This is a genomic window from Parabacteroides sp. An277 (assembly GCF_002159645.1).
Classification (GTDB): Bacteria; Bacteroidota; Bacteroidia; order Bacteroidales; family Tannerellaceae; genus Parabacteroides.
Map to the genome: position 1 here is coordinate 1 of NZ_NFJB01000013.1, position 26,206 is coordinate 26,206.

The window sequence follows — 26,206 nt, forward strand, 5'->3', positions numbered from 1 at the left end:
GGAAATTCTTTGAACTTATGGAACCATGTGAACAAGGAATAGAAAAATCTTTGAACTCATGGAACCATGTGAACAAGGAATAGAAAAATCTTTGAACTCATGGAATCATGTGAACAAGGAATAGAAAAATCTTTGAACTTATGGAATCATGTGAACAAGGAATAGAAATATCCTTGAACGCAAAGAATCATGTGAACAAAGAAAAAAGAAGGAAAAGATAAAAATAGAATATGGAGGATTTAAAACAAGATAAAATAACGCAAGCCCTGGGGCGGCTGGGCATCCAACAACTGAACGCGATGCAACAGGCGGCACTGGAGGCGGGGACGGCGCGCGATATGCTGCTGCTCAGCCCCACCGGTTCGGGTAAAACGCTGGCATTCCTCTTGCCCCTGCTTCCGGAGTTGCAAGACACGGGGCGCGTGCAGGTGCTGGTCGTTACGCCGTCTCGCGAGTTGGCGTTGCAAATAGAGCGGGTGTTCCGTGCGATGGGGACGGGTTTGAAAGTGACTTGCTGCTATGGCGGGCATCCTTTCCAAACCGAGAAACGGAGTTTGGCGCAGTCGCCTGCCTTGCTGATTGGGACGCCAGGGCGTTTGCTGGACCACTTGGAGCGCGGCGATGTGGATATGCGCAGCGTGCATACGGTTATTTTAGACGAATTCGACAAATCGCTGGAGATGAAATTCGTGCCGGAAATGAAGCGCCTATTGGAGCAGATGCCGGGGATACGTCGGCGGGTGCTGACATCGGCCACGGCAGCTATCGAGATACCGGAATTTGTCGGGCTGCGCCGTCCGTTGGAACTTTCGTTCTTGGAGGATAAGCCGCGCGGATTGAAACTCTTTACGGTGCATTCTCCGGAAATCGACAAACTGGATACTTTATATAAATTACTGGGCGAGCTGCAAGGCGAACCGGCGCTCGTGTTTTGCAATTACCGTGAGTCGGTCGAACGCGTGGGCGATTACCTCCGGCAGAAACAGGTGGAGGCTGTTTGTTTTCATGGCGGGTTGGAACAGCCGGAACGCGAGCAACGCTTGGCGCGTTTGGCGAATGGAAGTACAGCCGTATTCCTTACCACCGACTTGGCAGCACGTGGATTGGATATTCCGGAAGTGCGCCACGTGATTCATTACCATTTGCCGCTGAACCAGGAGGCATTCGTGCATCGCAACGGACGGACCGCCCGCATGCACGCAACCGGTACGGCCTATCTCTTGCTCAACCCGATTGAGTCGATGCCGGACTATGTCCCTGCTTCCTTGCCTGAGTTCTTTTTGCCCGACAAAACTCGTGTGCCGAAACCGGCTGCCTGGGAGACGTTGCTGATAAACAAAGGAAAACGGGATAAACTGAGCCGGGGTGATATTGTGGGCTTTCTTTGCCAGAAGGGCGGATTGGCGCCGGAAGAGGTCGGGCGGATTGACGTGTTCGAGTCGTGTGCTTTGGTTGCCGTGCGCCGGGGATGCAAAAAGAACCTGCTGGCGCGTATCCGACAGGAAAAAATTAAAAACAAACAAGCCAAATATAGTTGAAGATATGATCAATAAGATACTGATAAAGAATGTGCAGCTGGATATGCGCCCAGTGGATATCTATATCGAGAAGGAACGTATCCGGCAAATCGGTGAACAATTGGATGTGCAGGCGGACAAAGTCATTGATGGGACGGACAAAGCCGTCATCCCCGGTCTCGTAAATGGCCATACGCATGCCGCTATGACGCTCTTCCGCGGTTATGCCGACGATATGAAGCTGATGCCTTGGTTGGAAGAGAAGATCTGGCCAAATGAAGCCAAGATGCGTGCCGAGGACGTCTATTGGGGTTCGAAGCTTGCTTGCTTGGAAATGATTAAATCCGGGACGACGGCCTTTCTCGACATGTACCAACGCTTCCGGGCTACGGCCGACGCGGTAAGCGAGATGGGTATCCGTGGATACCTTTCGGCTTGTTGCTTTGATCGCTTCGACCCCGTGCTGACCGAGAAGTGCAAGGAGGAGTGCGAGCGGCTTTACCGCGTGTCGGATGATTATGGCTCGCGTGTACAATATGCAGTAGGCCCCCATGCCATTTATACGGTATCCGGCGAGTTGTTGCAATGGATACATGCTTTTGCGCGCGAACGGAAAGTTCGGATTCATCTCCACTTGGCCGAGACGGAAGAGGAGGTGCGTGGCGCAGTCGAGAAGTTCGGGTTTACGCCCGTGCGTTACCTTTATAAATTAGGAGTCCTTTCGCCGCAATTAGTCATTGCCCATGGTATTTATATCGACGAGGACGAGATACGGATGTTGGCAGACCATGGGGTGAAGGTAATCCACAATCCGGCGTCTAACCTGAAATTGGCATCGGGTTTCCGCTTCCCCTTCGTCGAGATGAAGCGTGCCGGGATTCAGGTGGGCTTGGGTACGGACGGTTGTTCTTCATCGAATAATCTGGATATGGTGGAGGCGATGAAATTGGCTGCCCTTGTCGGGAAGGCTTGGCGTAAAGACCCGGAAGTATTAACAGCACAAGAGGTATTCGAAGCGGCTACGTCTGTCGGAGCGGATATATTAGGATTAGATGCCGGACGTATCGAGGCAGGACGTTTGGCCGACCTTTGTTTGGTCGACTTGAAGCAACCTGCTTTCGTGCCGAATTTCAATTTCACGTCGAACTTGGTATATGCAGCCAATGGAAGTTGTATCGATACGGTACTGTGCAATGGGAAGATTGTGATGGAAAATAGGAAAGTCCCAGGCGAAGAGGAAATCTTAGAGAAAACCGCCCGTCTGGCTTACGATTTAATAAGACGATAAAAAAGGAAAGAAATGAACAACAACTATGCAGAGACGGCCGCTTACTTGGCCGCGTGTATGAAAGGGAAGCCGGAGACGGCCATTATCTTAGGTAGCGGACTGGGTTCGTTGGCGGAGCAAATCGAAGAGCCGATAGTGATTCCTTACGCAGAGATTCCGCATTTTGTCCGTTCGACGGCTTCAGGGCATAAAGGCAATTGGATATGCGGAAAATTGGGTGGAAAACCAATCGTAGCGATGCAGGGCCGTTTCCATTATTACGAAGGGTACACGATGGAGCAAGTGACCTTTCCGGTGCGTGTCATGAAGCTCTTAGGAATAAAGAACTTGCTTGTCTCGAATGCCGCAGGAGGCATCAATACCTCTTTCAAGGTGGGAGATTTGATGATTATTCGAGACCATATTAATATGATGCCCAATCCGCTCATAGGTCCGAACGACGAACGCTTCGGGACTCGCTTTCCAGATATGACCCGTGCGTACGACCGCGAATGGATTCATTTGATGGAAATCATTGCTTCCGAAAAACATATTCCAGTAAAAAAAGGGGTGTATGTCGGACTTACCGGTCCCTCTTACGAAACTCCTGCCGAATATGCTTTTTATGGTAAAGTGGGGGGCGATGCCATAGGGATGAGTACCGTGCCGGAAGTCATTGTGGCGCGCCATTGTGGCATTCGCGTATTCGGTATGTCGGTGATAACGAACGAAGGATATCATTTTGCCGATGATTTCGTAAACGATGCGAACGACGTCATCGAAGCTGCCAACCGGGCCGCCGGGCAAATGTCTCAACTCTTCGCTTCGCTTATTGCGCGGATGGCATAAAGGAGTTTCGAAAAAAACATAGGCATAAACGAAAACAAATATAACGAGAATCGGAAACGAATATAGGCATAAATCCGGGAAAAATCCGTACCTTTGTACGCGGAATACAAGACCTCATATAAAATGGAAGTATTAAAGCACGAATGTGGCGTCGCCATGGTTCGGTTGCTCAAGCCATTAGAGTATTATCACGAGAAATATGGTACGTGGATGTATGGGCTGAACAAGCTCTACCTCATGATGGAAAAGCAGCACAACCGCGGGCAGGAAGGCGCCGGATTAGCTTGCGTGAAGCTCGAAGCTGAAGCAGGCGAGGAATATATGTTTCGCGAGAGGGCATTGGGAACGGGTGCCATCACCGAGATATTTTCTGCCGTTCACGCACATTACCGGGATTTATCTCCCAACGAACTAAACGACCCCTTTTATGCGAAAGCCAACCTTCCCTTTGCCGGAGAGCTTTACATGGGGCATCTTCGTTATAGTACAACTGGCAAATCGGGTATTTCTTATGTGCATCCTTTCCTTCGCCGCAATAATTGGCGTGCTCGTAATTTGGCGCTTTGCGGTAATTTCAATTTGACAAATGTAGAAGAGATTTTCAAACAAATCACAGCTGACGGACAACATCCGCGTAAGTATGCCGATACGTATATTATGCTTGAACAGGTAGGGCATCGGCTGGATCGTGTGGTGGAACATCTTTTCGAGCAATGCGAGGCAGAGGGGCTCCGGGGCATGGATATCACGCATGCCATTGAAGACCGGATTGATTTGGGCGATGTATTGAAACGTTGCGTGCCCACGTGGGATGGCGGTTTTGTGATATGCGGTATTACCGGTAGCGGCGAGATGTTTAGCGTACGAGACCCTTGGGGGATTCGTCCGGCATTCTATTATCAAGATGAGGAAATCGTGGTATTGGCCTCCGAAAGACCGGTTATCCAAACGGTGATGAACGTGCATGCACAAGATATTCACGAGTTAGGGAGAGGCGAAGCCCTATTTGTAAGTAAAGCAGGTAAAGTACGGACGGAACAAATCGTGGCCGAAAAGGAAAACAAATCCTGCTCGTTCGAGCGTATCTATTTCTCGCGAGGTAGCGATGTGGATATTTATCGCGAACGCAAGAAGCTGGGAGAGACGTTGGTACCTGCAGTGCTCCGTGCTGTAGACAATGATTTGAATCATACGGTATTCTCTTTTATTCCAAATACGGCGGAAGTGGCTTATTATGGTATGCAAGAGGGATTGAACGAGTATTTGAATCGATTGAAAAAGGAATGGATAGCAGACCGGAGTCATCTGCTCGAAGAATTCGAATTGGAAAAGATACTCTCGATGCGCGTGCGGACGGAAAAGGTCGCTATTAAGGATATTAAACTGCGTACGTTCATAGCAGAAGGCAATAGTCGGAATGATTTGGCGGCACATGTGTATGACGTGACGTATGGAAGCATTGTTCCCTTCAAGGATAATCTGGTGGTGATAGATGATAGCATTGTGCGGGGAACGACATTGAAGCAGAGTATTATCGGTATCCTCGACCGCTTGCACCCGAAGAAGATAGTCATCGTATCCTCTTCGCCCCAGGTACGTTATCCGGATTATTATGGTATTGATATGTCGCACATGGACGAGTTCATCGCTTTCCGTGCCGCCGTAGCTCTTTTGAAAGACAGGGGGTTGGAAGGCATCTTGATGTCGGCTTATCAGAAAGCAAAGAAGCAAGAGGCTGAACATAGGGCGGACATTAATTATGTGAAAGAGGTGTATGCCCCCTTCACTGATAAGGAAATATCGGATAAGATGGTCACGCTCTTGACGCCCGTAGGGACAAACGCGAAGGTTGAAATCGTCTATCAGACGCTCGACGGACTCCATGCTTCTTGTCCGAATCATCCGGGCGATTGGTATTTTTCAGGCGATTACCCGACACCGGGCGGCGTAAGGATGGTGAACCGTGCTTTCATTGATTATATGGAGCATGTCTATTTGCATTAAAAATAAAAGGTAAAAGAACAACTATAACGATACTTATATATAAAGATGAGAAACGTAACTCTTATACTCGACGACGGGACGGCCTTCTACGGGAAGTCGTTCGGCTACGAGAAGCCTGTAGCGGGCGAAGTGGTGTTTAATACGGCTATGACGGGATATCCGGAAAGCCTTACAGATCCTTCGTATGCGGGGCAATTGATGGTCTTGACTTATCCTTTGATTGGTAATTATGGCGTTCCGCCTTTTTCGCTTGCCGAGAATGGTTTGCCACGCTATATGGAAAGTGAAAAGATTCATGCAGAAGCTATTATTGTGAGCGATTATTCTGCGGAATATAGTCATTGGAACGCCGTAGAGAGCTTAGGGGATTGGTTGAAACGCGAGCAGATTCCAGGTATCACAGGCATTGATACGCGTGCCCTGACAAAGAAACTCCGTGAACATGGCGTGATGATGGGACGTATCGTGTTTGATGCAATGGACAATTCACAATTGACAATGGACAATTACGAGGATGTTAACTATGTAGATAAGGTTTCATGCAAGGAAATCATCGTGTATGCGAATGATACGGTTCGTTCTTATGCTGTTTCAACTCCGGTTGCGGAACTTAATTCTCTGTTGGCGAATAAGAAACGGGTGGTGCTGGTAGATTGCGGTGTGAAGACGAATATCATCCGTTGCCTCTTGACGCGGGGCGTAGAAGTAGTGCGGGTTCCCTGGAATTATGATTTCAATCCCTTGGCGTATGATGGGTTGTTTCTCTCCAATGGACCAGGTGACCCAGACACGTGTGAAGAGGCTGTCGTGAATATCCGTAAGGCGCTGGAAGGAAATCGTCCGATATGCGGTATTTGTATGGGTAACCAATTGCTTGCCAAGGCGGGAGGCGCGACCATCTATAAGTTGAAATATGGACATCGAAGCCATAACCAGCCCGTGCGCATGGTCGGGACGAACCAATGTTTCATCACTTCGCAAAACCATGGATATGCCGTGGATAGCGCGACGTTGGGCGAAGATTGGGAACCGCTGTTCGTGAATATGAACGATGGCTCGAACGAAGGTATCCGCCATAAGACGAAACCCTTCTTCTCATCTCAGTTCCACCCCGAAGCGTGCGGCGGACCTACGGACACGGAGGCGTTGATATTCGATAAATTTATCGGGATGCTTTAGGGAACGGTTCCCTACGGATTGAGGGAAGGTCTCCCTAAGCCTTAAGGGAAGGTCTCCCTACGGGTTAAGGGAAGGCTTCCCTAAGCTTTAAGGGAAGGTTCCCCTACAAAGAAAGGCGGGATGCCGGCCTAAAGAAAAAGAACATTAAGAATCAAGAAAAGACAATACGAAATGAAAGAAGAAATAAAGAAAGTCCTGATATTAGGTTCAGGCGCATTGAAGATAGGTGAGGCGGGAGAGTTCGACTATTCCGGTTCGCAAGCCTTGAAAGCCATTAAGGAGGAAGGCATTGAGACGGTGTTGATTAACCCGAACATTGCGACGGTGCAGACCTCTGAAGGGGTAGCGGATACGGTTTATTTCCTTCCGGTCACGCCCTTCTTTGTGGAGAAGGTGATTGAGAAAGAACGTCCCGACGGCATCCTGTTGGCGTTTGGCGGGCAGACGGCGTTGAATTGCGGTGTGGCGTTGTACCAGAGTGGCGTGTTGGAGAAGTACCGGGTGCGCGTGTTGGGGACGCCGGTGCAGGCCATCATGGATACCGAAGACCGCGAGTTGTTCGTCAAGAAGTTGGATGAAATTAATGTAAAGACCATCAAGAGCGAAGCGGTCGAGACGATAGAGGATGCCCGCCGGGCGGCTGCCGAGCTGGGCTATCCGGTGATTATCCGCGCCGCGTATGCTTTAGGCGGACTGGGTTCAGGTTTCTGCGACAACGAAGAGGAACTGAACGCATTGGCCGAGAAAGCCTTTTCATTCTCTCCGCAGGTATTGGTCGAGAAGAGCTTGAAGGGATGGAAAGAGGTAGAGTATGAGGTGGTACGCGACCGGTTCGACAATTGCATCACGGTATGTAACATGGAGAACTTCGACCCGCTGGGTATCCATACGGGTGAAAGTATCGTTATCGCGCCTTCGCAGACATTGAGTAATACGGATTACCATAAGCTCCGTGAGCTGGCTATCCGCATTATCCGCCACATCGGGATTGTGGGCGAATGTAACGTGCAATATGCCTACGACCCGGAAAGCGAAGATTACCGCGTGATTGAAGTGAATGCCCGTCTTTCGCGTTCGTCGGCTTTGGCTTCGAAGGCAACGGGTTACCCCTTGGCATTCGTGGCTGCTAAATTAGGTTTGGGCTACGGGTTGTTTGATTTGAAGAACTCGGTGACGAAGACCACGAGTGCCTTTTTTGAACCGGCTTTGGACTATGTGGTTTGTAAGATTCCGCGTTGGGACTTGGGTAAATTCCACGGCGTAGCGCGTGAGTTGGGTTCGAGTATGAAGTCGGTAGGCGAGGTCATGGCGATAGGACGTACGTTCGAAGAGGCTATCCAGAAGGGGCTCCGCATGATTGGCCAAGGAATGCACGGTTTTGTGGAGAACAAGGAATTGGTATTGCCGGACATCGACAAGGCATTGCGCGAACCGACCGATCGTCGTATCTTTGTCATCTCGAAGGCGTTCCGAGCAGGATATACCATCGACCAGATTCACGATTTGACGAAGATTGATAAATGGTTTCTCCAGAAACTTTACGGTATTATTCGTACAGCTAATGAGCTGGAGGCATGCAGCAAGATATCGGAGGTGTCGGACGAGTTGATGCGTCGCGCCAAGGTGCAGGGATTCTCAGATTTCCAGATAGCCCGTGCATTGTTTAAAGAAAAGATGGACGATACGGAGAAGGCTATCCTGCAGGTGCGCCAAGACCGTAAGTATCGTGGCATCGTTCCGGTGGTGAAACAGATAGATACCTTGGCGGCAGAATACCCAGCGCAAACCAATTATCTGTATTTGACCTATAGCGGTATTTCAAACGATATTGAGTACGAAAATGATGGAAAATCTGTAGTCGTTTTGGGTTCGGGCGCTTATCGTATCGGCTCGTCGGTTGAGTTTGATTGGTGCGGTGTGCAAGCGTTGAACACAATTCGCAAGGAGGGATGGCGTTCCGTCATGATTAATTACAATCCGGAGACGGTTTCGACAGATTACGACATGTGCGACCGCCTCTATTTCGATGAGTTGACTTTTGAGCGTGTGATGGACATTCTTGAATTAGAAGCTCCGCACGGCGTGATTGTGTCGACAGGAGGACAGATCCCGAATAATCTTGCCATGCGTTTGGATGCGCAACATATTCATATATTGGGAACTTCGGCAAAGAGCATCGATAATGCGGAAGACCGTGAGAAGTTCTCGGCGATGCTGGATCGTATCGGCGTGGACCAACCGCGTTGGAAGGAACTTTCGTCAATGGAAGATATCAATGAGTTCGTGCGCGAGGTAGGTTTCCCTGTTTTGGTTCGTCCAAGTTATGTATTGAGTGGTGCGGCGATGAATGTCTGCTCCAACCAAGACGAGCTGGTGCGCTTCCTTGAATTGGCAGCGAACGTGTCGAAGAAACATCCGGTAGTGGTGAGCCAGTTCATCGAGCAATGTAAGGAGGTCGAGATGGATGCCGTGGCGAAAGATGGTGAGATTATCATGTATGCCATTAGCGAACATATTGAGTTTGCTGGTGTCCATTCGGGCGATGCTACCATTCAATTCCCGGCGCAGAAGTTGTATGTTGAGACGGTACGCCGCATCAAGAAGATTAGTAAACAAATTGCGAAAGAACTGAATATCTCAGGTCCGTTCAATATTCAATACTTAGCAAAGGGGAACGAGATAAAAGTAATTGAATGTAACCTGCGTGCATCGCGTAGCTTCCCATTCGTAAGCAAGGTTTTGAAGATTAACTTTATTGAACTGGCTACACGCATTATGTTAGGATTACCAGTTGAGAAGCCCAGCAAGAATGAGTTTGATTTGGATTATGTTGGTATCAAGGCGTCGCAGTTCTCGTTCAATCGTTTGCAGAAGGCCGATCCGGTATTAGGTGTGGATATGGCTTCAACGGGAGAAGTGGGTTGTATTGGCGATGATGTTTCGGAGGCAATCTTGAAGAGTATGCTTTCAGTCGGACAACGCATACCGGAAAAAAATATACTTCTCTCAACTGGTACGGCTAAACAGAAGGTGGCAATGTTGGATGCGGCGAAATTGTTGGCTGAAAAAGGATACAATCTTTACGCTACGGGCGGCACTTACCGTTTCTTGGAAGAGAATGGCGTGCCCAGTACGCTGGTGTATTGGCCGAGCGAGGAAGGTAAGGAACCACAAGCTCTGCAATTGTTGCACGAAAAGAAAATTGACATGGTGGTCAATATCCCGCGCGACCTTTCGGCAGGCGAGTTGACAAACGGTTACAAGATTCGACGTGCAGCTATTGATTTGAATATTCCGTTGATTACGAACGCACGTTTGGCAAGTGCTTTTATCCATGCGTTTTGTACATTAACGATGGACGATATTAAGATTAAAAGTTGGCAAGAATATAAATAATTATAAAGTAAAAGCATGGAAACACCATTGTATATTGCACAAAAGTTGGCAGACCAGACGACGCCAATAAGTAAAAAGTCTCTGGAAATGCTTGCCTCTATTTTAGTTCGAACAGAGGTGAAAAAAGGTCAGAATTTCCTTGATGAAGGGGAAATTTGTACGCAAATGGGATATGTCCACCAGGGGATTGTGCGTCAATATTATTATAAGAACGGCAAAGAGCTGACGGAACATTTTTGTTGTGAGGATGATGTTTTCATTTGTATCGAAAGTTTTTTGCGGCAAAAACCTTCGCATTTGGTGGTTGAGGCGTTGGAAAATTGTGTAATTTATGGCATTCCGCATGATCCTCTGCTTCACTTGGCTTCTGAATGTTATGAGATAGAGAAAGTGTATCGTGGATTATTGGAAAATTCGTTGATTCTTTCTCAAAAGAAGATGGATATGTTTCGGTTCGAGTCAGCACACGAACGGTATAATCGTTTGATGAAGTCGAAGCCTGAAATTATTCGCCGTGCACCACTCTCGTATATCGCCTCTTTTTTGCTTATGACGCCGGAGACGTTGAGCCGTGTGCGTGCCAACATCGTTTGAAATTGGAAGCTCAGGGACGTTTCTCTCGAGGAAGTATTTTTCGTCGGGAGCGAGGTTTCCGAGCTTTTGTTTTGATTCTTGGAAGGGTCGTTTCATGTTAGGATAAAATATTGGAATGATGTAATTAATAGAGATGAAGATAGGTTTATTTATACCGTGTTACGTGAATGCTGTTTATCCCGAAGTGGGGGTAGCTGCTTTTAAATTGCTGAAATCGTTGGGGCTTGATGTAGATTACCCATTAGACCAGACTTGCTGTGGGCAACCAATGGCGAATGCTGGTTTTGAAGAAGAAGCGACGCGTTTGGCACTCCGTATGGAAGAGTTGTTTGCAACGTATGAATATGTAGTGGGGCCTTCTGCCAGTTGTGTGGCGTTTGTGAAAGAGAATCATCTACATATTTTAGAAAATGCAGGCCATGTGTGCCAAAATAGTGAGAAGATATATGACATATGTGAATTTCTGCATGATGTGGTGAAACCGACGCAATTACAGGCAGAGTTCCCACATAAGGTGAGTTTGCATAACAGTTGCCATGGCGTGCGCGAATTGTTTCTTTCGTCGCCTAGTGAACGGAATATTCCTTATTATTCTAAGTTGCGGGATTTGTTGAATCTGGTGAAGGGTATTGAGGTGTTTGAACCTAAGCGTGTGGACGAATGCTGTGGTTTCGGAGGTATGTTTTCGATAGAAGAGCCTGAAGTTTCCGTTTGTATGGGAAAAGACAAGGTACACGACCATCTAAGCACGGGTGCTGAATATATTACGGGTGCCGATAGTTCCTGTCTAATGCATATGCAAGGTGTTATTAATCGGGAACATCTTCCTATCCAAACGATTCATATTGTTCAAATTTTAGCGGCTGGCTTATGAGTACGAAACATGCGATAGCAGGTGCCCGTTTCATTGCGGACGAGGCACAAGAGAAATGGCACGATGAGACATTGTGGATGGTTCGTGCCAAGCGGGATAAACAAAGTCGTTTGTTGCCGGAATGGGAACGGCTTCGCGATTTGGCTTCGGCCATTAAGATGTATTCTAATTCGCACTTGGATACATTATTGGAGGAGTTTGAAAGACAAGCGACGGCTAATGGGGCAATTGTGCATTGGGCGAAAGATGCGGAGGAGCATAATCGCATCGTTTATGATATTCTTAAACAACAGGGAGCAAAGCGTCTTATCAAGAGCAAATCGATGCTGACGGAAGAGTGTGAGATGTCGCCATTTCTTTTCTTGAGAGGTATTGATGTGGTTGAAAGCGACTTGGGTGAACGGATTCTTCAACTCATGGGACTCAAACCTAGTCATATTGTTTTGCCTGCCATCCATGTGAAGCGACAAGCAATCGGTCGGATGATGGAAGAGAAGTTGGGTACAGAGCCGGGAAATTATGATCCGACTTATTTGACTCATGCCATGCGCCGCCATTTGCGCGATCAATTCCTCCAGGCCGATGTAGCCATGACGGGTGCCAATTTCGCGGTGGCATCGACGGGTGAAATTGTTGTATGTACGAACGAAGGGAATGCCGATATGGGTACCTCTTTCCCGAAGGTGCATATAGCCACGTTTGGTATGGAAAAGATTGTTCCTGACCGCGAGGCGTTGGGTGTATTTACGCGTCTGTTGGCGCGTTCGGGTACTGGGCAACCGATAACTTCTTATACGTCTCATTATCGTCGTCCGCCGAAAGGAAGCGAATTTCATATCATTATTGTAGACAATGGGCGAAGCGATATTTTGGCTGATGCGGATCATGTAAAGACGCTGAATTGCATTCGTTGTGGGGAGTGTATGAACACCTGCCCGGTATATCGTCGGACAGGCGGTTATTCTTATACCTATTTTATTCCTGGGCCAATTGGCATTAATTTGGGTATGTTGCGCAATCCGAAGCAGTTTGCAGATAATGTGTCGGCTTGCTCGTTGTGTCTTTCCTGTTCAAATGTGTGTCCGGCCAAGGTTGATTTGGGAGAGCAAATCTACAAGTGGCGACAGAAGTTGGATGATATTGGGCGGGCAAATCCAGAGAAGAAACTCATGTCGGCTGGGATGAAATATTTGATGGAGCGTCCTGTCGTGTTCAATATGGCGTTGAAATTTGCCCCGATTGTCAATCATTTGCCCCGTTTTATGGTCTATAATGCCGCTAATGCGTGGGGAAAAGGGCGTGAATTGCCTGCCTTTGCGAAAGAATCGTTTAATGATATGTGGAAGAAAAATAAAGTGAAATGAGTAGTAAAGAGGAGATATTGGCACGCATCCGGCAGCACACAAGGACTCGTTATGAAATGCCCGATTTGACGTTGGATGCTATCACGTATGAAGATAAAGTCCATTCGTTTGTCGAACAGCTGAAGGCGGGTGGGGGCGAGGCGCATCTGCTCCGGCCGGATGAGACATGGGACGAGGTTATTCGTTCCTATTATCCGGATGCGAAGCGTATTGCTTCGAATTTGCAGGAAATTGGATGTGCGACGTTCAATCCAGATGAGTTGCAAGACCCGCGTGAGCTGAATGGCACCGACTTGGCTGTCGTGAAGGGCTTGTTTGGCGTGGCCGAGAATGCTGCGGTATGGCTTCCCAAGCAAACGAAACACAAGGCCGTGTTTTTTATTCCGAATGCGCTGGTGATTTTGTTGGATAGAAACGAATTGGTGAACAACATGAATGAGGCTTATCGTCGTCTTGCCGAGGCGGACTATGATTATGGTGTCTTCATGTCTGGTCCTTCGAAGACGGCCGACATTGAGCAGGCGTTGGTCTTTGGGGCGCACGGTCCGATTCGCGTGACTGTCATTTTGAAGTAAATCTGAATGTAAAATAAGAAGGCGGGGCTGTTCCGAAGAACAAGCCTCGCCGTTTTTATATGGACGAAAAATATGCGGTTTATTTGATGCCTAATTTATCCTTGATGGCTTGGGGGAGCGCATCTTTGTGTACCACGATGTTCATGGTCTTATACTTCACGAACGTTTCCGATACGTACCAAGTCCCTTTATACTTGTTGTCTGTGCCCCACGAGTTCTTGACCATGTAGAACTTCTTGCCCGTTTGGTCTTTGGCGATACCGTAGATTTGCATGCCGTGGTCGTCGGTCGTCTCGTAGTTGTCGTATGCGGCTTGGCGCATCTCTTGTGTCACTTCGATTTCCTGGCAGGGCTTTTCCATCATTTTCTTAATTTCGGCCTCTTTCTCTGAAGTGCTCAATCCGAGCCAATGGTCTTGGTCTGAGCCGCTTCGTTCCAAAGATTCGATGTCTGGCATGACGCCGATACCGTTGCGGGTGAAGCCCTTTTCGCTCACGTCGGAACCCCAGGCAATCGTATAACCCGTATTGATGGCATTGTCGAATACCTGCATCAGTTCGTCGATAGGCAAGTTGTAAGACGTAGCCCAACGCCAGTTGTCTTGGATTTCCAGCGCGAATTGCGTATAGAACGGATGATGCATGTAGGAAGTCAGCGATACATAATCATCCGGGTTGATGCCCAGTTCGGCAGCAAAGCTCTTCGGAGTATATTCCTTTCCATTGTAGGTAAATTTCTCTGGCACTTCGCCCAGATAGGCGTCGATAATACCATCAAAACCCTTCTTCCAAGCTGTCGAGAGCTTGCGGTTCGGGTTCTTCACGACAGCGTCGAGGTAAGCGCGAGAGAGGGATTCCACTTCGCCATGCACGTGCATGTCTTCGCCATACTGCAATCCGTTCATCACCGATTCCGGCACAATACCATACTCTTTCCAGGCCATCAGCACGTCGGAGAAGGAACCTCCTTGGGCGTAATTCAAAATACCATGCAGGCGGACAAATTTCTCGGCCTTGTCTTTATAGTTCATGCTGACGATGAACATTTCCGACAAATCGTATTCGCCCTTCCCCATGCGGAGCAATTCGGATTCCAGGAAGGCGATGGAGGAGAAGCTCCAGCACGTGCCGCTTCTGTTCTGGTTTTTCACTGGAGTGATTTTCAACTCTTTCACGGGCGTAAACACGTACCCTTCTTCTTTCTGCTTGTTGTCTTTGGCGTAGGCCGACGACATCGCTAATGCCAGCGCTAAGGCTGCTACTACTGTTTTTCTCATGCGTATAATTATTAATTTTTAATCAAACGATGGGCAAAAGTACAAAATTGGTTTGGATTTACCATCTTTTCGACGAGATATTCATGGAAAAAGCATTTGCGGCAGGCTGTTTTTCCTTAAATTTGTGCCGCAAACCCCCAAAAACATCTATTTTATGAAGATTGAACATGTGGCCATGTATGTGAACGACTTGGAGGCCGTGCGCCTCTTTTTTATCCGCTTCTTCGGGGCGGTTTCCAACGAGATGTACCATAATCCGCGTACCGGATTGAAGAGTTATTTCCTCTCGTTCGAGGGCGGGGCTCGGCTGGAAATCATGACGCGTCCCGACTTGGACGACCGGGAGAAGGCTTTGCTCCAGACGGGTTATATCCATTTGGCTTTTAGCCTGGGAAGCCGCGAGCGGGTCGACGAATTGACGGCCGCGTTACGCGAGGCGGGATACGCCGTGGTGAGCGGTCCGCGTGTGACGGGCGATGGCTTTTATGAAAGTGGCATCCTCGGTCCGGAGAACAACCTGATTGAATTGACCGAGTAGACCGGATGCCCGGCGGGGTGGCTCCCTGTCTCCCTTTCCCTCTTTTTCAAAGCTCCGTTCGCCCTCCGCAGGGCCGGCCGGGGCTTTTTTAGGGCAAATATCTTGAACGGCAGGAGAATCTATGTCGATTTTCTCCCGCCTATCACGCGCTTTATCTTCTCTTATGCTGATTTTATAGCTATTGACTATCCAATCTATATGAATTCGCTTGCGTTTGTATAAATTGACTACTCAATCACTATAAACGCATACATGTTGATATAAATTGACTACTCAATCCATACGAAATTTATGGTATTTATCCTGATTGAGTACTCAATTCCAATAGATTTAATAGCATAAAATAAAATTGTGTACTCAATTGCCTTAAAAACATATAAAAGAGAGGTGCGGATAAGGGTAGGCGAGCCCAAAAATCACTATCTTTGAGCCACGTTACATAGATTAGGAGGAAAAAAGACGATGGCAAAGCAGATTAGACTATTCGGCATGTCGCGCATGACGGCGGGCTCGTGCGCGCACTATCACGGCGAGGTGGTCCACCTCATCGGCGAGCTGACACCCGAGGCGCTCGGCATCGCGGACCAATGGCCGGCCTACGCGCGGCAGGCGGCGTTACTCTCTTCGCTCGTTCCCCGTCCGCGCGCGTTGGTGGCTACCCGGCGGCTGAAGGAATGGGACCGGAAGCGGGTGAACTCGATGGGCGTCATCCACCGGGTGGTGTATGCCTACCGGACCTCCAACGTCCCCGAAGCGCGGAAAGCAGCCCTGCGGCTCCACGCGCAACTGTCTGGCTATTATGGTGCTTGGAAGCACGAGTACACCCGGCTCTCGTCGGAGGTGCGCGGGATACTTTCCATGTTAGACGAGCCGGAAAACGCGGCGGCCGTGGCGCGGCTAGGGTTGGCAGACGAGGTGGAGGCCTTGCGTTCGGCGCAGGCGGGCTTCGAGGAGGCGTTCGACGGGCGGATAGCGGAGTATGGCGAGATATCGCGGTTGGGCGACATCCAAACGCGCGACGTGCGCCGTGAATTGACCCGCCTTTACGAAGGCATCGTGCGGACGGTCAATGCCCGCGCGCTGGTGCTCCCCACCGATGCCGTCCGCACATTTGTAGACACGGTAGACGCGATGGCCGAAATGTATCGGCTCATCACCCTCCAGCGCGGCAAGGGGGCACCCAAGGGGGAATCGCCCGGCAAAAACGAAAGAAACGTCTGATTTATTTGAAAGATGGCGAGATTGTCGTTATATTTGCGTCGCGAAACGTAAAAGATTACAATGGAAACCCATTCTTTCAAAGCAGCCTATGAGACGGGCATGGCAAAGATAAGCGTCATGCTGGGCGTTTACTTGTTTAAAGAGGACAATGTGTTTATCACCTATTGCCCTGCGTTGGATTTGTCGGGATATGGTTATGACGAAAGGGAAGCGAAGTTATCGTTTGCAGAAGTCATGCGGCAATATCTGGATTATTGTCTTCATAAGCATACGCTTGTGAAGGATTTGCAGCGGTTGGGGTGGAATATCAAAAGCATGAAGCAACGGAAGATTAAATCGCCGGATGTGGTCACATTGTTGAAGCGGAATCCAGCGTTTAAGGACATCATGGAGCATAAGGATTATGCTAAGTATACGGAGCAACTGACAATTCCTGAATTAGCATGAATACACAGAAGCTAAGTAATGTACCATTAGCTGATTTTCGAATATTTCTTGAAAAAGCAGGTTGCAAGAAAGTGTCTGTAGAAGGTGGACATGAGAAATGGACGCGTAAAGATTTGGAACGGCCTATCATATTGCAAACGCATGTGAGTCCTGTTCCAGAATTTATTATTAAAAATGCGCTTAGGGCATTGCATTTGAAGAAAAGGGATTTCTTTGAAATATATGGGGGATGACATATTTAAGGTAAAAATAAAATAGAAGATGAAGAACAACAAAAACACTCCGCGGAAATACCGACCGGAATCGGCGCCGCGCGGTCGGAATATACAGGTGAAGGAGGAGAACACGTTGCTCCCCTTTTTGTTTGAAACGTTGAAGGAGCAGAGCCGCACGTCCGTGAAGCAACTCTTGAGTCGGGGGCAAATCTTGGTAAACGATGCAGTTACGACGCATTTCGACGTGGCCTTGCAGCCGGGCGATGTGGTGACGATTAGTTACGTGCGCCGTAAAATCCCGTTCAACAACCAGTTGCTGCGTATTGTTTACGAGGATGACTTCATCCTGGTGGTGAACAAGCGCGAAGGATTGCTTTCGGTCTCGACCGCGAAAGTGCACGAGCGTACCGCCTTCCATATCTTGAGCGATTATGTGAAGAAGAACGACCCGCGTAGCAAAATATTTGTGTTGCACCGTTTGGACCGCGATACGTCCGGTCTGATGATGTTTGCCAAGACGCGGGCTGTGCAGGAAAAGATGCAAAGCCATTGGAACGAAATGATTACGAAGCGTACCTACGTGGCAGTGGTGGAAGGAACGCCTGAAAAGGAGCGGGATATCTTGACTACGAACTTGAAGGAAAATGCCGAAGCACGTGTTTATGTGGTCGAAAGTGGTGGGAAAGAAGCCATCACACGTTATGAAATGTTGCGATCGAACGGGAAATATTCGCTGCTCGAACTGGATTTGGAGACCGGGCGCAAGAACCAGATCCGTGCCCAAATGGAATACATCGGGCATCCGATAGCGGGTGATTCGAAATATGGCGCAGAGACCGACCCGACCGGCCGGCTGATGCTCCACGCCCAGCGTTTGAATTTTATCCATCCGGAGACGGGCGAAGAGATGCGTTTTGATACGCGCATACCGGATGCGTTTAAATCGTTGGTAAGTAAAAACTGGTAATTGAATAAAGGATATGAAAAAACTCTTTTTGATTGGTTGGCTGACCTTTATCGTGTTGGCCATGCAGGCGCAGATATTGACGCCCGTGAAGTGGAACGTGAAGTTGGAAGATTCGGCTACGGCGGAGAAAACGCTGGTCTTTACGGCTACGCTCGATGATGGTTGGCATTTGTATGACATGAACCTGCCGGAGGGCGGACCCATTTCGACTTCCTTTGTGTTCGAGACGCTGGAAGGGGCGAAGGCCGTCGGAAGTCCGGTGGTTTCCCAAACACCGACCACGGTGTTCGACGAGTTATTCCAAATGGAACTTCGTTGGTTCGCTGGAAGTGTTACCTTTTCGCAGAAGATAGAAGTGACCGATCCGAAACACTTGGAAGTAGCCGGATATGTAGAATATATGGCTTGCAATGACGAGAATTGCTTACCTCCCGAAAAGGAAGAGTTCTCGTTCGACCGTACGCATATAGATGTGGAAAAGACCTTGGCATTCCTAAGCGGAAACCCTTCGGAAAATAACGAGAATCCGACGGAAATCCAGGCGGAATCGGAAACGAATACACCGATAGTCCAAACGGTCCTTGTCAAGGCCCCAGAAGAAAAGCAACCGGCCACTTTGGCTAAAGAGGAGATATCGGGTTTGTGGAGTCCTGTAATTGATGAATTGAAGGCATTTGGCGATACAACTGTTACCGCGACAGATACAAGTTGGTTATTTATCTTTCTGGCTGGGTTCTTGGGTGGTTTGATTGCATTGCTGACTCCTTGCGTTTGGCCGATGATACCAATGACAGTCAGTTTCTTCTTAAAGCGGACGAAAGATAGAAAGAAAGCCATTCGCGATGCGGTGATGTATGGTATTTCGATTATTGTGATTTATTTGGTATTGGGCTTGCTGATTACCGGAATCTTTGGCGCGAGCGCCCTGAACGATCTATCGACGAACGCGGTATTTAATATCCTATTCTTCCTTTTGTTGGTATTGTTTGCAGTTTCTTTCTTGGGAGCCTTTGAAATAGTATTGCCAGCTTCATGGACAAATAAGTTAGATATGAAGGCCGATTCGACGACCGGAATCATCAGCATCTTCTTTATGGCATTTACGTTGGTGTTGGTATCGTTCTCTTGTACGGGTCCTATTATTGGTACTTTATTGGTACAAGCTGCTACAATGGGAGCTACAGTGGGACCGGCTATCGGGATGTTCGGTTTCGCATTGGCTTTATCAATACCGTTTAGCCTGTTTGCTATCTTCCCGAATATGTTGCAAAGTATGCCGAAATCAGGTGGGTGGTTGAATTCCGTGAAAGTGGTATTGGGTTTCTTGGAGTTGGCTTTGGCATTGAAATTCCTTTCCGTAGCTGATTTGGCGTATGGATGGCGTTTGTTGGACCGCGAGGTATTCTTGGTACTTTGGATAGTTATCTTTGCTTTGTTGGGTTGTTATCTGTTAGGTAAGCTCAAGTTTAGCCATGATAGTGAGTTGAAATACGTATCGGTTCCTCGGTTGTTTATGGCCATTATATCGTTTGCTTTTTCAGTGTATATGATGCCGGGACTTTGGGGAGCACCGCTAAAAGCAATCAGTGCTTTTGCACCTCCGTTGTACACGCAAGATTTTAGTTTGTATGATGATGAGGTTCATGCGGCTTTTGATGACTATGAAGCGGGTATGGCATATGCAAAACAGCATAATAAACCTGTTATGATTGATTTCTCAGGTTATGGTTGTGTGAATTGCCGTAAGATGGAAGCTTCGGTTTGGACTGATGCTCGGGTGAAAGATCTCTTGGAGAATGATTTTGTGCTAATTACTTTGATGGTGGATGACAAAACAAAACTCCCAGCACCTATTCAGATAGAAGAGAACGGGAAAACGCGTACGTTGAGAACCATAGGTGATAAGTGGAGCTATTTGCAAAGGAGTAAATTCGGAGCCAATGCGCAGCCCTTCTATGTCATGTTAGATGGTGATGGCAAACCATTAGGTCCGTCGTATGCATTTGATGAAGATGTTTCAAAATATGTCCGTTTCCTGGAAAATGGATTGAATGTATTTAAAAACAAATGAAAAACAGGGGCATGGATATTTTTCCATGCCTCTTTTATTTATAAATTAGATTACATATGAATAGTACGAAAGAAGAAAAAATGGAAGCATTCGGTCGTTTGCTGGATGTGTTGGATGAATTGCGTGTGAAATGTCCGTGGGACCGGAAACAAACGAATGAAAGTTTACGGGCTAATACGATTGAAGAAACATATGAACTGAGTGAAGCCTTGATGCATGAAGATAATGTAAACATAAAAAAGGAATTAGGAGATTTGCTGTTGCACATTGTTTTTTATGCTAAAATAGGTGATGAAAAGGGTGCTTTTGATATCAAAGACGTATGTGACAGCTTATGTGAGAAATTGATATACCGTCATCCACATGTGTTTGGAACTACCGAAGCAGATACGGCAACCAGGGTAGAGCAAAATTGGGAACAGTTGAAATTGAAAGAAAAAGGCGGTAATAAGACAGTATTGGCTGGTGTTCCAGCTTCTTTACCTTCGCTCATAAAAGCCTATCGCATTCAAGATAAAGTTCGAAATGTCGGGTTTGATTGGGAGGAACGTGAACAAGTATGGAGTAAAGTAAAAGAGGAATTAAATGAATTGGAAGTCGAAATCAATAAAAAGGATGCCGATAAAATGGAAGCCGAATTTGGAGATTTCTTCTTTAGTTTGATTAATGCTGCCCGTCTATATAAAATCAATCCGGATAATGCTTTGGAACGCACAAACCAAAAATTTATTCGCCGTTTCAATTATTTGGAAGAGCAAGCTCATGAACGTGGTCTTTCTTTAAAGGATATGAGTTTGAAAGAAATGGATCAATTGTGGAATGAAGCAAAACGGAAAGGTTTATAAAAGCAAAAGGGGAACCGACATCACGTCGCTACCCCTCCCTAAAAATTAAACGCCAAAACTAAATCTAAACAAAAAACACAAATAATGATATAGTTATTTCTTTTTATTACGCTCTTTTACAAAAAGCCGAGCAAACTTCATTTCAGCACATCTGTACTTATAAATTTTGTGAGGACTCAAGATTGTTTGAAATTTAGTATAATATTCTTTCTCAATCTCAGCTTCCTTTATTCGGGATTCTAAACAAATATCCAAGACATCTTTATACATTTGGTCTCCAATTTCTTTAGCCTTTCGAATTTCACGATCTCTTTTCCGACATTCTTTACCTGCTTCAAATTTCTTTTTTTGCATTTCATTACATAAAGGAATAAAAGAAGCAGCTTCTTCAGGTGTTAACCCTACTTCTGCCGTAATAAAAGCATTTCTTTTTGATTCGAAAGCCTCCCGGTCAAAAAATTTTTGCTCTTGGGGCTTTTGAGCATTCACCTCCGTGAATGAGTTTATCAAAACCACTGCAAAGATAGGAATAATTATTTTATGTATCATATTTAGCAAATTAAAAAGTGTTAATAATTAGTTTTTATGGTTCCGAATTTAGTTCATCTTGAATTAATGCTGCTGTATATTGATTTTCTAAATAATCTAAGTATTCTTCATCATCATCAGAAAGCGCTTCATTAGAGGTAATTCCTAACGAAAAATCTGGTGTATTAGAGCTAACCAGTAACGTATCTGTTGCAAATGTGTTATCAGCATCGTCTAAAAAAGTAACAGCTCGAAAAAACAGACCTAATCCGGCAAACATTGCCGCTAAATAAATGAACGGACGAAGACGTTCTATCCACGAAATAGATTCAGCTTCGGGCTTTTCTATTTCTGGAATTTGTTTCATAATTTGAGAAGTCAATCCTTCCATATAACCTTCAGGTACACGAAATGGATTTTCTTGTGTAATTTTCTTCAATTTATTTTCGTCTGTTTTCATTGTGATAATGTTTTTTATATTATGTATGACTTCCAGTAGGTACAAAGGTTTAAATGTCTCTCGTCAAATATTCTTCAATCTTTTTAACGGCATAATGGTAAGAGGCTTTTAGTGCACCTACTGACGTTCCTAATATTTCGGACATTTCATCATATTTCATATCGTCGAAGTATTTCATGTTAAACACTAATCGTTGTTTCTCAGGGAGACGGAGGATAGCTTCTTGTAGTTTTAGTTGTATTTCATCGCCGGAGAAATAGGAATCGCTTCGGAGTTGTTCGAGGAGAAATACGTCAGTGTCATCGATGGAGATATGGTTTTGTGCTCGTTGCTTGTTGAGAAACGTGATGCACTCATTGATAGCTATCTTGAATAGCCAAGTCGATATCTTCGCTTCTCCTCGGAAGTAATCCAGGTTGTTCCATGCTTTCAGGAAGGTGTTCTGTAGGAGATCATCTGCATCGTCGTGACTCAGTACCATCTTTCGTATCTGCCAATAGAGCTTCTCTCCGTAGAGAGAGACTACCTTTGTGAAGGCCTCTCGGCGGGTAGCTGGGTCTTGTAGCTGCAGGGCAATTTCCCTTTGTTCTGAATTGAATAGCATCTGTCTTACGTTTATCGTCGGCAAAGATACATCAAATTTGTATACGGAGTACCGTCCCGTAGGGCAGAACTTGTCGGAAGGCTTCACTAAAGGGGATATCTCCTGTATAGATTCGGGCAGCCGAGAGTATCCCTCCATGGGTGAAGAGGCATATCCTTTGGGCATCTTGTTGCTGTTTCTCCTCCAGGAAATCAGCGAGGCGGTCATATTCTTGCCGGAAGGACTCACCTCCGGGGGTGGGGGTGTTTATCCAGTCGTTCCACCATGTCTGGGAGCGGGTGTCGGTTTGGATTTCGTCCCATGTCTTCATTTCCCAGTCGCCGAAGTGGAGCTCACGCAGTCGATTGTCGGGTGTGGCATCGGGGTATCCGCAATAGGTAGCCAGTCGGACACACCGGCTCAGGGGACTGGTGTAGACTCTGTCGAAGGTCAGTCCGGTAAGTTGTTGCTTTACCTTTTCGGCCTCCTCAGGGAAGGTATCGCGCAGGGAGACATCGGTTTGCCCGTATGCCGTCCCGCGCGGTACCTCCACCGAGGTATGCCTTACCAGATAGATTTCCATCATGTCAGGTTCAATTTAAAGGGGGCTTCTATCACGATGGGTTCCGTCCGTAGTCCTTTCGGGCTGTAGTAGGTCTCCAGTTCCAGGGTATAGGCTCCTTCCGTAAGGTAATCCGGTACGGTAAACACAACAAAGTCTCGCGTGTTGACCGCAAATTCCGTAATCTCTTCCGGCTCTTCATTGCTATTGATTAGCCGGACCACTCCGCCCGGTTCCCCCGCTTCGTCCCAAAGCATGATATTCTTTCCGTACAGCAGGTACTGGCTCCCCCGCTTCGCAGGACCTTTCTTCCCACCTGTGGCACCATCCGTACCCGAAGTGATTTCTGCTTCATTTACCTTTTCTTCCCCATTCCATTCGTTCCATTCGATTTCGATGTCGGTAAGCGAGCGGTAGGTGCGTCGGTTCCCATCCATACGCTTTGTCTCCGGAATGAAGCGCACACGTACACCTGTTATCTGATTCGCATTGACCTCTTCCGGCGTAGCGACACCTTTTCCTTCCGAGATCGCCGTATAGTAGAACGTCCCCAGTCCGTCCAATTTCACACTTTTGCCTAATGCCATATAGTCTGCCATGACACCAGCCAAATTTCCCATTACCGCCATTACATCCGCGCGGCTGACCGTAGACATGTCAGATAGGCGGATAGCAATGCGTTCCGTCGAGACAGGACTGCCCGACAATACGGACTGCGGATACCATAGTCCGTTCACCTTTTGCTGTTTCTTCTTATAAAATCCCATATCAGGTAGAATTTATCTTTGATTAACATTTAGAGCGAGCCAAGTTAAGTGTCGGACTTAACTAAGTTAACTGTCGGACTTAACTAAGTTAACTGTCGGACTTAACTAAGTTAACTGTCGGACTTAACTGAGTTAAGTGTCGGACTTAACTTTCTTAACATTTACTGTGTCGCTTTAGTTGTGTCGACCCGCCTCTTCCAGCCTGTCAAAGATGGTTAATAACTCTGTTACTTTCGTCGCCTACAAATTTAGCGATTTATTTTAATCGCACAAACAGTTAGGTCAAAAAAATGTCGATTTTGAATCTATTAACTTTACCATTGCCCCACGCCGACATACGCCAGGAGGAAGGCAAGCTCCGAAAGGAGGAAGGTGGCACCGCAACAGTCGCCCGTATAGCCTTGTATTTTTTGCTTATAGAAGCGGAAGAGGAGGAGCGAGGCGAGGTAGGGGACGGGCACGGCCAGCAGGTAGATGGGCGAGGGGAGCCATACGAGCGAGGCCAGCGCGGCGGCGAAGCTGAGGAGGATTTCGCGGCGGCTCATCCGGCTGTAGACCATGTGGCTCTTCGACTCGGCCGCCGTCCGGGCATAGGGCAGGGCGTTGATGATTTGGGAGGCGGCTCCCTTTGCCAGCGGGTCGGCGACGAGCATCGCCATGCCGGCTGCCTCGATGGGCAGGCTGTGGAGCAGGGCGAAATAGAGGGCGAAGTAGAAGAGGAGCCCAATGACGCCGTAACTGCCTATGCGCGAGTCCTTCATGATAGCGAGGATGCGCGTACGGTCTTTCGCCCCGCCTCCGAATGCGTCGCAGCAATCGGCCAGGCCGTCTTCATGCAGGCAGCCGGTCAGCACCAGGCGCGAAGCCATAGCCAAGAGCAGGGCCACGGCGGGCGGGAGGTAGAGGGAGGCGGCATAGAGCACAAACACGCCTACCCCGGCCGTGAGCCAGCCCGTCAGCGGCCAGTAGGCAACGATATTCCGATAGGCATCGGCCGGGATGTCGAGCAGACGCCAGAAGGGGAGGCGGGTGAAGAAGGTGAGGGCTGCAAGGATGCGTACCATGTCAGAAATACTTAGTTATCTGTTCCTCTTCAAACGTGTGCATCTCACAGAGCATCCTCACGGCTGACGCCACGAGCGGGTAGGCGGCTATCGCCCCAGAGCCTTCGCCCAGACGCAGACCCAGGTCCAGCAGCGGAGTGGCCTGCAGGTAGTCCAGCAGTAGGCGGTGTCCTCCCTCGCCGCTGCAGTGGCAGAAGATGGCATATTCCCACACGTTGGGTTGGATGCGGGAGGCTGCCAGCAGGCAGTTCGTCATGATGAAGCCGTCGACGAGGATAATCATCCCCAACTCCGCTGCCCGGAGCATGCCGCCCACGGCCATAATCATCTCCAGTCCGCCGAAATGCCGCATGACGTCCCATACGTCCCTGCTCCCGGAGTAGCGGTCGAGCACTTGCTGCAAGACGGCCCGTTTGTGGCGCACGCCCACTTCGTTCAACCCACTGCCCGGCCCCACGCATTCCACCAGCGGGATACCCGTGAGACAGGTCATCCAGAGGCTCGACGCCGAGGTATTCCCAATCCCCATCTCGCCGAAGCTAATGACGTTGCTCCCCTCGGCCTGGCAATCCGCCACCACGTCCGCCCCCGCTTGCAGGGCCTGTTCCATCTCCTCCGTCGTCAGGGCCGGTTCGTGCAGGCAGTTACGCGTGCCCTTCCGCACCTTGCGGTCGATGAGGTCCGGGAGGGGCGGGAAATCGTAGTCCACCCCCGCATCGACAATCTTCATCGCGAAGCCATGCTGGCGTGCCAGGAAGCAGGCGCCGGAGCCACCATGCAAGAAATTAAACACCACTTGGCGCGTCACCTCCTTCGGCGATTGGCTCACGCCCTCGTCGGCCAGGCCGTGGTCGGCTGCAAAGATGACATTAACGGGTTTCGTCAGTTGGGGGCGCAGGGTCTGCTGAATCAGGCCAATCTGTAGCGCCAAATCCTCCAATCGGCCCAAGGAGCCTTTCGGCTTGGCCAGGGAGTCGATGCATTGTTGTAAGACCGGGCGCATCGATGGGTCCGGTCTTTTGATATCAAATGTATACATATAT

The 26,206-nt window shown here is 48.1% G+C and carries 25 protein-coding genes; 17 read left to right on the forward strand and 8 right to left on the reverse strand.

Features of this window, described 5'->3' with window-relative positions; genetic code table 11:
* Nucleotides 1-230: 230 nt before the first annotated feature.
* The 10 genes from B5F77_RS06660 to B5F77_RS06705 all read left to right on the forward strand — a co-directional run bounded on the left by B5F77_RS06660 (nucleotide 231) and on the right by B5F77_RS06705 (nucleotide 13,619).
* Nucleotides 231-1,538, forward strand: a complete 1,308-nt coding sequence (locus B5F77_RS06660) for a DEAD/DEAH box helicase (RefSeq protein ID WP_087329231.1) — start codon at nucleotides 231-233, stop codon at nucleotides 1,536-1,538.
* Nucleotides 1,539-1,542: 4 nt separating this feature from the next.
* The gene (locus B5F77_RS06665; RefSeq protein ID WP_087329233.1) at nucleotides 1,543-2,805 is read left to right on the forward strand and encodes an amidohydrolase; all 1,263 of its coding nucleotides are present in this window, start codon (nucleotides 1,543-1,545) and stop codon (nucleotides 2,803-2,805) included.
* A 12-nt stretch (nucleotides 2,806-2,817) separates the two neighbouring features.
* Entirely contained in the window at nucleotides 2,818-3,633 is an 816-nt protein-coding gene (locus B5F77_RS06670; RefSeq protein ID WP_087329235.1) for a purine nucleoside phosphorylase I, inosine and guanosine-specific, read from the forward strand.
* 123 nt (nucleotides 3,634-3,756) lie between these two features.
* Nucleotides 3,757-5,637, forward strand: a complete 1,881-nt coding sequence (locus B5F77_RS06675; protein WP_087329237.1) for an amidophosphoribosyltransferase — start codon at nucleotides 3,757-3,759, stop codon at nucleotides 5,635-5,637.
* A 45-nt stretch (nucleotides 5,638-5,682) separates the two neighbouring features.
* Nucleotides 5,683-6,816 (forward strand): glutamine-hydrolyzing carbamoyl-phosphate synthase small subunit, encoded by a 1,134-nt coding sequence (carA, locus tag B5F77_RS06680; protein WP_087329239.1) that lies wholly within the window; start codon nucleotides 5,683-5,685, stop codon nucleotides 6,814-6,816.
* Nucleotides 6,817-6,987: 171 nt separating this feature from the next.
* The gene (gene carB / locus B5F77_RS06685) at nucleotides 6,988-10,212 is read left to right on the forward strand and encodes a carbamoyl-phosphate synthase (glutamine-hydrolyzing) large subunit (protein WP_087329241.1); all 3,225 of its coding nucleotides are present in this window, start codon (nucleotides 6,988-6,990) and stop codon (nucleotides 10,210-10,212) included.
* A 15-nt stretch (nucleotides 10,213-10,227) separates the two neighbouring features.
* Nucleotides 10,228-10,806, forward strand: a complete 579-nt coding sequence (locus tag B5F77_RS06690; protein ID WP_087329243.1) for a Crp/Fnr family transcriptional regulator — start codon at nucleotides 10,228-10,230, stop codon at nucleotides 10,804-10,806.
* 133 nt (nucleotides 10,807-10,939) lie between these two features.
* Nucleotides 10,940-11,680, forward strand: coding sequence for a (Fe-S)-binding protein (locus B5F77_RS06695; protein ID WP_087329245.1), 741 nt, complete (start codon nucleotides 10,940-10,942; stop codon nucleotides 11,678-11,680).
* Nucleotides 11,677-13,044, forward strand: coding sequence for a lactate utilization protein B (locus B5F77_RS06700; protein ID WP_087329247.1), 1,368 nt, complete (start codon nucleotides 11,677-11,679; stop codon nucleotides 13,042-13,044). The genes B5F77_RS06695 and B5F77_RS06700 overlap by 4 nt, the downstream gene beginning before the upstream one ends.
* Nucleotides 13,041-13,619: an LUD domain-containing protein gene (locus B5F77_RS06705; protein WP_087329249.1), complete on the forward strand. Its 579-nt coding sequence runs from the start codon at nucleotides 13,041-13,043 to the stop codon at nucleotides 13,617-13,619. Before B5F77_RS06700 ends, B5F77_RS06705 begins: the two co-directional genes overlap by 4 nt.
* Before the next feature lie 79 nt (nucleotides 13,620-13,698).
* Here the strand turns inward: B5F77_RS06705 and B5F77_RS06710 are convergent, their stop codons facing one another.
* A complete protein-coding gene (locus B5F77_RS06710; RefSeq protein ID WP_087329251.1) occupies nucleotides 13,699-14,895 on the reverse strand; it encodes a C1 family peptidase in 1,197 nt (398 codons plus the stop codon).
* Nucleotides 14,896-15,049: 154 nt separating this feature from the next.
* Between B5F77_RS06710 and B5F77_RS06715 the strand changes: the two genes are divergently transcribed.
* The 7 genes from B5F77_RS06715 to mazG all read left to right on the forward strand — a co-directional run bounded on the left by B5F77_RS06715 (nucleotide 15,050) and on the right by mazG (nucleotide 21,199).
* Nucleotides 15,050-15,433: a VOC family protein gene (locus B5F77_RS06715; RefSeq protein WP_087329253.1), complete on the forward strand. Its 384-nt coding sequence runs from the start codon at nucleotides 15,050-15,052 to the stop codon at nucleotides 15,431-15,433.
* Between the two features lie 462 nt (nucleotides 15,434-15,895).
* Nucleotides 15,896-16,654, forward strand: a complete 759-nt coding sequence (locus B5F77_RS06720) for a DUF6261 family protein (RefSeq protein WP_087329255.1) — start codon at nucleotides 15,896-15,898, stop codon at nucleotides 16,652-16,654.
* A 60-nt stretch (nucleotides 16,655-16,714) separates the two neighbouring features.
* The gene (locus B5F77_RS06725; RefSeq protein WP_087329257.1) at nucleotides 16,715-17,101 is read left to right on the forward strand and encodes a hypothetical protein; all 387 of its coding nucleotides are present in this window, start codon (nucleotides 16,715-16,717) and stop codon (nucleotides 17,099-17,101) included.
* Complete coding sequence (locus tag B5F77_RS06730; RefSeq protein WP_087329259.1) at nucleotides 17,098-17,334, forward strand: hypothetical protein; 237 nt, start codon at nucleotides 17,098-17,100, stop codon at nucleotides 17,332-17,334. Before B5F77_RS06725 ends, B5F77_RS06730 begins: the two co-directional genes overlap by 4 nt.
* A gap of 28 nt (nucleotides 17,335-17,362) precedes the next feature.
* Nucleotides 17,363-18,283 carry an RluA family pseudouridine synthase gene (locus tag B5F77_RS06735; RefSeq protein WP_087329261.1) on the forward strand — a complete coding sequence of 307 codons (921 nt, stop codon included), beginning with the start codon at nucleotides 17,363-17,365 and terminating at the stop codon, nucleotides 18,281-18,283.
* 13 nt (nucleotides 18,284-18,296) lie between these two features.
* Complete coding sequence (locus tag B5F77_RS06740; RefSeq protein ID WP_087329263.1) at nucleotides 18,297-20,354, forward strand: cytochrome c biogenesis protein CcdA; 2,058 nt, start codon at nucleotides 18,297-18,299, stop codon at nucleotides 20,352-20,354.
* A gap of 56 nt (nucleotides 20,355-20,410) precedes the next feature.
* Nucleotides 20,411-21,199 (forward strand): nucleoside triphosphate pyrophosphohydrolase, encoded by a 789-nt coding sequence (mazG, locus tag B5F77_RS06745; protein ID WP_087329265.1) that lies wholly within the window; start codon nucleotides 20,411-20,413, stop codon nucleotides 21,197-21,199.
* Between the two features lie 93 nt (nucleotides 21,200-21,292).
* On the opposite strand, the gene B5F77_RS06750 is transcribed toward mazG, so the two are convergent.
* The 7 genes from B5F77_RS06750 to cobT all read right to left on the reverse strand — a co-directional run bounded on the left by B5F77_RS06750 (nucleotide 21,293) and on the right by cobT (nucleotide 26,202).
* A complete protein-coding gene (locus tag B5F77_RS06750; protein WP_087329267.1) occupies nucleotides 21,293-21,748 on the reverse strand; it encodes a hypothetical protein in 456 nt (151 codons plus the stop codon).
* A 34-nt stretch (nucleotides 21,749-21,782) separates the two neighbouring features.
* Nucleotides 21,783-22,187, reverse strand: a complete 405-nt coding sequence (locus B5F77_RS06755; RefSeq protein WP_087329268.1) for a hypothetical protein — start codon at nucleotides 22,185-22,187, stop codon at nucleotides 21,783-21,785.
* 49 nt (nucleotides 22,188-22,236) lie between these two features.
* Nucleotides 22,237-22,791 carry an RNA polymerase sigma factor gene (locus B5F77_RS06760; protein WP_087329270.1) on the reverse strand — a complete coding sequence of 185 codons (555 nt, stop codon included), beginning with the start codon at nucleotides 22,789-22,791 and terminating at the stop codon, nucleotides 22,237-22,239.
* Between the two features lie 31 nt (nucleotides 22,792-22,822).
* Nucleotides 22,823-23,353, reverse strand: a complete 531-nt coding sequence (gene cobC, locus B5F77_RS06765; RefSeq protein WP_087329381.1) for an alpha-ribazole phosphatase — start codon at nucleotides 23,351-23,353, stop codon at nucleotides 22,823-22,825.
* Nucleotides 23,353-24,099 (reverse strand): HU family DNA-binding protein, encoded by a 747-nt coding sequence (locus B5F77_RS06770; RefSeq protein ID WP_087329272.1) that lies wholly within the window; start codon nucleotides 24,097-24,099, stop codon nucleotides 23,353-23,355. Before B5F77_RS06770 ends, cobC begins: the two co-directional genes overlap by 1 nt.
* Nucleotides 24,100-24,413: 314 nt before the next feature.
* Nucleotides 24,414-25,163 (reverse strand): adenosylcobinamide-GDP ribazoletransferase, encoded by a 750-nt coding sequence (cobS, locus tag B5F77_RS06775; RefSeq protein WP_087329274.1) that lies wholly within the window; start codon nucleotides 25,161-25,163, stop codon nucleotides 24,414-24,416.
* A gap of 1 nt (nucleotide 25,164) precedes the next feature.
* On the reverse strand, nucleotides 25,165-26,202 hold the full coding sequence (gene cobT / locus B5F77_RS06780) for a nicotinate-nucleotide--dimethylbenzimidazole phosphoribosyltransferase (protein WP_087329276.1): 1,038 nt from the start codon (nucleotides 26,200-26,202) through the stop codon (nucleotides 25,165-25,167).
* Nucleotides 26,203-26,206 lie beyond the last annotated feature (4 nt).